Genomic DNA, 7089 nt, shown 5'->3' on the forward strand with positions numbered 1-7089 from the left:
CTATCTACTCAAGATCGAAGCGATCGAGAGTCATGACTTTGCTCCAAGCGTCGACGAAGTCGTTAACGAACTTCGCTTCGGCGTCATCGGCCGCGTAGACATCGCCGATGGCGCGCAGTCGAGAGTTTGACCCGAAGGCGAGGTCGAAGCGGGTGCCGCGCCACTCGACCTCGCCGGTCTCGCGGTTGCAGGCGACGTAGACGTCGTCGTCCCCGTCGGACCGCTCCCACTCGATATCCATCGTGAGGAGGTTCACAAAGAAGTCGTTCGTGAGTGTGCCCGGCTCATCGGTGAACACGCCAAGATCGGAGTCACCATGGGTTGCGCCGAGCGCGCGCAGGCCGCCGACCAGTGCCGTCATTTCCGTGGCGGTCAGGTCGAGCAGATCGGCCTTGTCGACGAGCAGTTCCTCAACGGCGTCGGCGTCCGCCGTCTTAGTCTCGTCACCGATGTAGTTCCGGAAGCCATCTGCCTTCGGCTTCAGCGCCTCGAAGGACTCGGCGTCGGTCTGCTCGGCAGTGGCGTCGACGCGCCCCGGCTCGAACGGTATCTCGACATCGTGGCCGGCGTCGGACGCCGCCCGCTCGACGGCCGCGTAGCCGCCAAGCACGACGAGGTCGGCCAGTGACACGCGGACACCGTCGTCGGACCGCGAGGCGTTAAACTCCTCTTGGACGCCCTCAAGAGTGCGGAGGACGGACATCAGCTCCGCGGGCTCGTTGACTTCCCAGCTCTTCTGGGGCTCCAAGCGGACACGCGCGCCGTTCGCGCCGCCGCGCTTGTCGCTGTCGCGATACGTCGACGCGGACGCCCACGCCGTCTTCACAAGCTGTGGGACGGAGAGGTCCGTCGCGAGGATGTCCTCCTTGAGTTCGGCGGCATCCACGTCGTCAATAGTCTCGTAGTCGGCGTCTGGCAGCGGGTCCTGCCAGAGCATCTCATCGTCGGGGACCTCAGGCCCGAGGAACCGCTCCGGTGGCCCCATGTCTCGATGCGTGAGCTTGTACCAGGCCTTCGCAAAATTAATGCCGAACTCCATCGGGTTATCCTGGAAGCGCTCGATGACCTCACGGTAGTCGGGGTCACGCTTAAGCGCGATATCTGTCGTAAGCATCATCGGCGTCACGGTATCCTCGCCCTCAACGTCGGGCGCGGCGTCCTCAAGATCCTCATCGACAGGCGTCCACTGCCAGGCGCCGCCGGGGCCCTTCTGGGCCGCCCACTCGTACTCCAAGAGGTTGTCAAGGTAGCCCGAGTCCCAGGATGTCGGTGCTTGGGTCCACGGCCCTTCGATGCCGCTCGTGATGGTATCTTTGCCCTTACCGGAGCCATGGTCGCTCTCCCAGCCGAGGCCCTGTGCCTCGATAGGGGCTGCCTCGGGCTCCGGGCCAACGTGCTCCTCTGGGTCGTCGGCACCGTGGACCTTCCCGAACGTGTGGCCGCCCGCGATGAGCGCGGCAGTCTCCTCGTCGTTCATCGCCATCCGGCTGAACGACTCCCGAATGTTTTTCGCGGACAGTTCGGGGTCGGGGTTGCCGTCCGGTCCCTCCGGGTTCACGTAGATGAGACCCATAACGGTCGCGCCGAGGTCACCCTCGATTTCGCCGGGTTCGACGACACGCTCAGAGGCCTCCATTTCTTTTTCGGGCCCCCAGTCGACAGCTTGGTCGGCTTTGAACGTGTCCTCGCGGCCGCCCGCGAAGCCGAACGTTTTCGCGCCCATCGACTCGATGGCGACGTTGCCCGCGAGCACGATGAGGTCGGCCCACGAAAGCTTGCGGCCGTACTTCTGCTTAACCGGTTCGAGCAGCCGCCGAGCCTTGTCGAGATTCGCGTTGTCCGGCCAGCTGTTCAGCGGCGGGAGGCGCTGTGCGCCCTCGGCGGCACCGCCCCGGCCGTCAGTTGTCCGGTACGTGCCGGCGCTGTGCCACGCCATTCGGATAAAAAACGGCCCGTAGTGGCCGTAGTCCGCAGGCCACCAGTCCTGGGACGTGGTCATCACGTCCTCAATATCCGTTTTTACCTCGTCGAGGTCGAGCTCTTGGAAGGCCTCTCCGTAGTCGAAGTCTCCGCCATGCGGCCCGAGACCCCGGGCGTTCTCGTCGAGGATATCGACATTCAGCGAGTCCGGCCACCACTCTTGATTGGACTTACTCATCACTATAGATATTATCGCTAATTCATATAATGTTGTTCAATTCAGAAAAGAAGATTCGTGTCAGTCGAACTATTCTGTCCGCTATGTGTACACATGAGAATGCGTCGGTTCGGTCCGCACTCTCCCGTGGGTCGCATCAGCCCGTCCGCAGTGCGGCCGAGCAGTTCATTGTGGACGGTACGCACGTCCTCGGGCGTGTACTCTAGGTCCGGGAACAGCTCCTTCCGGACGACATCGGTACAGAGCAACTCGGCGTTCAGCGCGCTGACGGCGTACTCGGTGATAGTGTTCTTACCGACGCCCGGCAGCCCGCAGACGACGAGCCGCGGGTCTATGCTCTTTTATGCCCCAGACTCCGAGAGAGACTCCCCTATCACGGTGATCGAATAAGTATCTCCCATCAGCTCGACGAGGTGAGGACACGATTCACGCGGCTGTGTTGAATCGCTGTAAGGCGTAGATATTCACTGTTTGACGAAGTGCTCGATTTTACAGACTAGACACACCAAGACGATTTCGCGGAACTCACGGAACCACAACCGCGTTCGAATGGCGAAGCCAAGCGAGCGTTTTACAGCCAATTTCACGGTTTCGGTCACGGCCTTAGATCGTTTCAGCGATCCGCTCGGCCGTCAGCCCGCCGCTTATCAGGCACATCGGGACGCCGATGCCGGGTGTCGTCGTCGCGCCAGTGAAATAGAGCCCATCGACTTCCGAGGACATATTCGGCGGCCGGAGAAGCGACGTCTGTCGCAGCGTGTGTGCCAGCCCGAGGGCGGTCCCCTGGTAGCTATTGTACCGGTCCGCAAAGTCGTCAACACAGAATGTCTCTTCGAACACGATCCGGTCGTGGAGGTCGGTCCCGGTGTTCTCCGCGATGTCGTCGATCACGAGATCCCGGTACTGTTCGCGGAGTTCGGGGGTGTCTTCCAAGCCGGCTGCGATGGGTACCAGCGCGAACAGGTTGCTGTGGCCCTCCGGCGCGACGGTATCGTCCGTCTTCGAGGGTACACAGAGGTAGTACGCAGGGTCGTCGGGCCAGGCCGGGTCGTCGAAGATCTGCTCGAAGTGCTCGTCCCACTCCGTCGGGAGAACGAGCGTATGGTGTTCGAGGTTCGGCACGTCGCCCTCGACACCGAGATACAGCAGGAACGCCGACGGCGCGAACGTGCGCGACTCCCAGTAGTCAGCAGAATACTGGCGCTTCCGCTCCGGGAGCAGCTCCTGTTCGGTGTGGGCATAGTCGGCGTTCGAGACGACGATGTCAGCGAGATAGCGGGTTGCTCCATCGCCGCCGTCGCCAACGGCAGTTCGCGCTGTCTGCTCAACATCAGCGACGCCCCCGCTACCGCCAGCAACGTCGACCGCGAACGCGCCGCGACGGCCCTCAATTCCTGTCACCTCGGCGCCGGTGACGTACTCGACGCCGAGTTCTGCGCCGAGTTCGACGATCCCGTCGACGACGGCGCCGACCCCGCCATCGGGGTAGTAGACCCCCATGTTGAAATCGACGTGGCTCATCAGGTTGTACAGCGCCGGGGTGTTCGTCGGCGACCCGCCGAGGAAGACAAGGGTGTACTGCATCAACTGTTGAAGCTTCGGGTCGTCGAAGTAGCCCTCAACGTGGCCCTGCATCTTGCCGAGCAGCGAGAGCCCCCACGAGTATCGGAGCACGTCCGTGTCAACGTAGTCGCGCAACCTCGGGCGGTCCTCGTACACAAAGTGTTCCATCCCGATCTCGTAGGTCCGCCTCGATTCCTTGAGATACGCATCGAGCGCGTCACCGGCGCCCTCCTCGTACGACTCGAACACCTCGCGGTTGTGGTCCATGTCACGGAGCACGTCGACCTTGTCACCGTCCTTCCAGAACACCCGGTAGTGGGGGTCAAGATGGGTCAGTGAGTAGTAGTCTTCAGGTGACCGGTCAAAGTGACCGAAGAACCGCTCGAACACGTCCGGCATGAGGTACCAGGACGGACCCATGTCGAACTCGAACCCGTCTTGTTCGAGGCGGCTCGCGCGTCCACCAAGTTGTTCGTTCTTTTCGAGTACCGTCACGTCTGCGCCGGCGTCAGCAAGGTAACAGGCAGTCGAAAGACCGCCGAAACCGCCGCCGATGACGACGACGGATTCGCCGGCCACGGTGTCGATGTCAGGGACTACGTCCATACTAAAATATGGGCTGGGAGCGGTATAAACGCTATCCGGAATGTACCACGGGGTTAAATTAAGAACGCTCATTCGAAGCAAGTTGTTGGTCGCAGTGCCGAAACTCGCTTTGGGGTAACAGAATCTCTCGTCTAGTCGGTGAAATCACAATCTGAACCCCGTTGTGTTTGTTCCTCAGTAGTTCGGAAGTCGCAAGATTACTCTCTATCAACAATCTCTGCCACAAGAGCGTAGCAGATCAATTTTCGCGGAACTTCGTAATAAACACGATATAGATGACGTGATCTTTCTCGTTGATAATGCGGCTCCGCCTTGGGGAGGTTGTGAAAAATATTCCTTGATTTTAAATACGAAAGATATAGAAATCAGAACAGCGTCAAACGCTTCTTTCGTGAAGTAAAACGTAGAGCCACCCGTTTCTCACACTGTTTCAACAACGCCGAAGCAGAAACAGCAAACAAGTGGCCCAGATCGTTCGCATTCGCATGGAATCAGCTTATCTGAACACTAACTGAGCAGCGCCGAGCAGGATTTAATTCGGCAACTACCGTTTAGAGCGGGAAAAATGTCAACGGCCTAGCGGCGTCTCCGGCAATGCCAGAACCGTAACAATTGCCGGGGGAACGTGGAGCGACATGAGCCCGATGGCCTCGCTCAGTGTCACGCTATCGGTGAACAACGCGAGTCCGAGGTCAGGAATGAACGAGAGTACCAACACGATAGCGGCAATCCGGACGAATATCCGGTCTGGGGCTGTCGACCGCTGTGTCAGCACTCTGTACACCACAGTTGCGCCGACCATCCCAAGCAGAGTCCACACCACGATAGGCGGATACTGGAAGAACTCCGTCGACGCGACAAGATTCTGTGTTAATGCGACCCAACCGAGGACGAGATTCACAATCAGTGCGATTGCTAATGCCACTACACCGCGTGCTATAAGCGTCTGTGTGTCGATAGGACGGTAGTTTTCTATACTCATTGCGGACTGGAGTTACCCGAGCAAGAGTCGACCCCGAATAGCGAGTAAGCGGGGCAGGTGGCTATCGACGCCGTGGAGAGCATCATTATCGCAATGATTCCCAGCACTGGCGAGAGCACTGTTGGAAGTGAGACTGTCCCGGTGAGAATCGCGACTGAAACTCCTCCAGCAACAGCACCGACGACGGTTCTGAGAGTTCGGTCTACTGCGCCGACGTTCGAGTTCACACTAACAGTGTGGACGCGACACGTATAAAACTAGTGTTGAGTAATAAGCACACATCTATAATCGTTCTTTTGCTTGAAACGCGCTAAAACACGATTCAAATTCGTTTTGTGATTCGTGGTAAGTTTTCTATTCCACAATATTAAAACCAATCAAGCACATAACGTGAGTGTGGATCACAGCGAAAAGAGACGCACGTTCGGCACAGAGTTCGGACCCCCGCAGGGAGTGGTGACCGCGCTCTTCGCGCAGACGAATTCCGACTGGTTTCATCCGGCGGTGGATGTGTGACTCGCGGTCTGTTGTCGAGAGTGAACGTGCTTTCAACGAGGAGTATCGCTTCGTTGCTGATCCTGTTGACGTTACTAGCCTCTGTGGGAGTGGTCACGGCGGTGCCGGACGCGCGGATCACCGTCGGGGAGATCGACGCGTCCCCGAGCGATCCAGCCGTTGACGAGCGGACGGCGCTGAACGTCACCGTCTCAAACTCCGGCGGTAGCGCTGCGGCGGCGAACATCACTGAGGTCCGCGTCCGCGACGCCGACGGCGACGTGCTCGACAGCACCACCGGCGTCGGCGCGCTTTCGGCGGGCGACTCCCTCGACGCGACCCTGTGGACGACCTTTGAGGAGCCGGGCGAGAAGCGACTCACCGTCGAGGCCGTCGCGAACCAGTCGACGAACGGCGAGTTCGTGACCGTCAGCCGCGACACGATCATCGAGGTCCAGCCGGTCGAGGTCGCGCTCGACCTCCGGACCCGTGCGCTCGACCCCGAGGACCTCCAGACCGACAACGGGAACGACAACGCGGCCGCCGACCTCGGCATCGGCGGCATCCAGGGCATCCTCGGCGGCGGTGGCGGCGGACTCGACGCGAACGACGGGGACCAGAGCGACGAATCGCCGCCGATCGCCGACTCGCCCGTCGAGGTGACCGTGGTCAACACCGGCACGACGACGGCCGACCGCGTCAGCCTCCGGGCCGTCGGAACCCCGGTCGAAGGCGACGACGCTGGCGACGGGACCGTCGACGTCGGCCCGTTCGTCGTCGAGGACGTCGCTCCCGGCGAGGAGCGCCGGGTAATCGTCGACCTCGGGGCGTTCGACCGCCGCTCTGCGGTGACAGTCACCGGGGCGTTCCGCGCCGACACGGACGTGCGCAACGACCGCGGGGCGGACCGCACCGCGGAGTCGACGGTGACGTATCCGGTCCGCGAGGCGACGCCGGCCGTGACCGACGCGACGGTCCGCGAGGGCGCTGATGGCGCGGTCGTCGTCGACGCCAACCTCGGCAACGTCGGAGACGGAGAGATGACGGGTGCGGTGGTCTCCGTCGGCGACGCCCCCGGCGTCGAACCGACCCCCGCCGGCGGCGAGTACTTCCTCGGGTCGCTCTCCGGGAGCGACTTCGTCGGCTTCGAACTCGAGACGACGACGAACGCCTCCGTCGCCGAGGAGATCCCAATCCGCGTCGCCTACACCGAGCGCGGCGTCCGGTACACGGAGACGCTAACTGTGGCGGCCCCCGAACCGGACGACGAGAGCGACGGCGGCGG

The 7089-nt window shown here is 61.2% G+C and carries 5 protein-coding genes and 3 pseudogenes; 2 read left to right on the top strand and 6 right to left on the bottom strand.

The window, feature by feature from the left end:
* Nucleotides 1–4: 4 nt before the first annotated feature.
* The 4 genes and pseudogenes from katG to BN903_RS00080 all read right to left on the bottom strand — a co-directional run.
* A complete protein-coding gene (gene katG, locus BN903_RS00070; RefSeq protein WP_048075783.1) occupies nt 5–2158 on the bottom strand; it encodes a catalase/peroxidase HPI in 2154 nt (717 codons plus the stop codon).
* A gap of 41 nt (nt 2159–2199) precedes the next feature.
* On the bottom strand, nt 2200–2493 hold the full coding sequence (locus tag BN903_RS16165; RefSeq protein ID WP_154017946.1) for an AAA family ATPase: 294 nt from the start codon (nt 2491–2493) through the stop codon (nt 2200–2202).
* A 129-nt stretch (nt 2494–2622) separates the two neighbouring features.
* Nucleotides 2623–2763: pseudogene (locus BN903_RS17765) on the bottom strand (IS5/IS1182 family transposase); the annotation flags it as partial.
* A pseudogene (locus tag BN903_RS00080) lies at nt 2762–4312 on the bottom strand (phytoene desaturase family protein); the annotation flags it as partial. The pseudogenes BN903_RS17765 and BN903_RS00080, both read right to left, overlap by 2 nt.
* A 259-nt stretch (nt 4313–4571) precedes the next feature.
* On the opposite strand from BN903_RS00080, the pseudogene BN903_RS16170 reads away from it, so the two are divergent.
* A pseudogene (locus BN903_RS16170) lies at nt 4572–4831 on the top strand (IS6 family transposase); the annotation flags it as partial.
* Between the two features lie 64 nt (nt 4832–4895).
* On the opposite strand, the gene BN903_RS00085 reads toward BN903_RS16170, so the two are convergent.
* On the bottom strand, nt 4896–5309 hold the full coding sequence (locus BN903_RS00085; RefSeq protein WP_048075786.1) for a DUF6069 family protein: 414 nt from the start codon (nt 5307–5309) through the stop codon (nt 4896–4898).
* A complete protein-coding gene (locus BN903_RS15305; RefSeq protein ID WP_079890504.1) occupies nt 5306–5536 on the bottom strand; it encodes a DUF2892 domain-containing protein in 231 nt (76 codons plus the stop codon). The genes BN903_RS00085 and BN903_RS15305 overlap by 4 nt, the downstream gene beginning before the upstream one ends.
* Nucleotides 5537–5908: 372 nt before the next feature.
* Between BN903_RS15305 and BN903_RS00090 the strand changes: the two genes are divergently transcribed.
* The coding region (locus tag BN903_RS00090) for a CARDB domain-containing protein (RefSeq protein WP_228840969.1) at nt 5909–7089 on the top strand (1181 nt) is incomplete at its 3' end.

It is taken from the genome of Halorubrum sp. AJ67 (genome assembly GCF_000513435.1).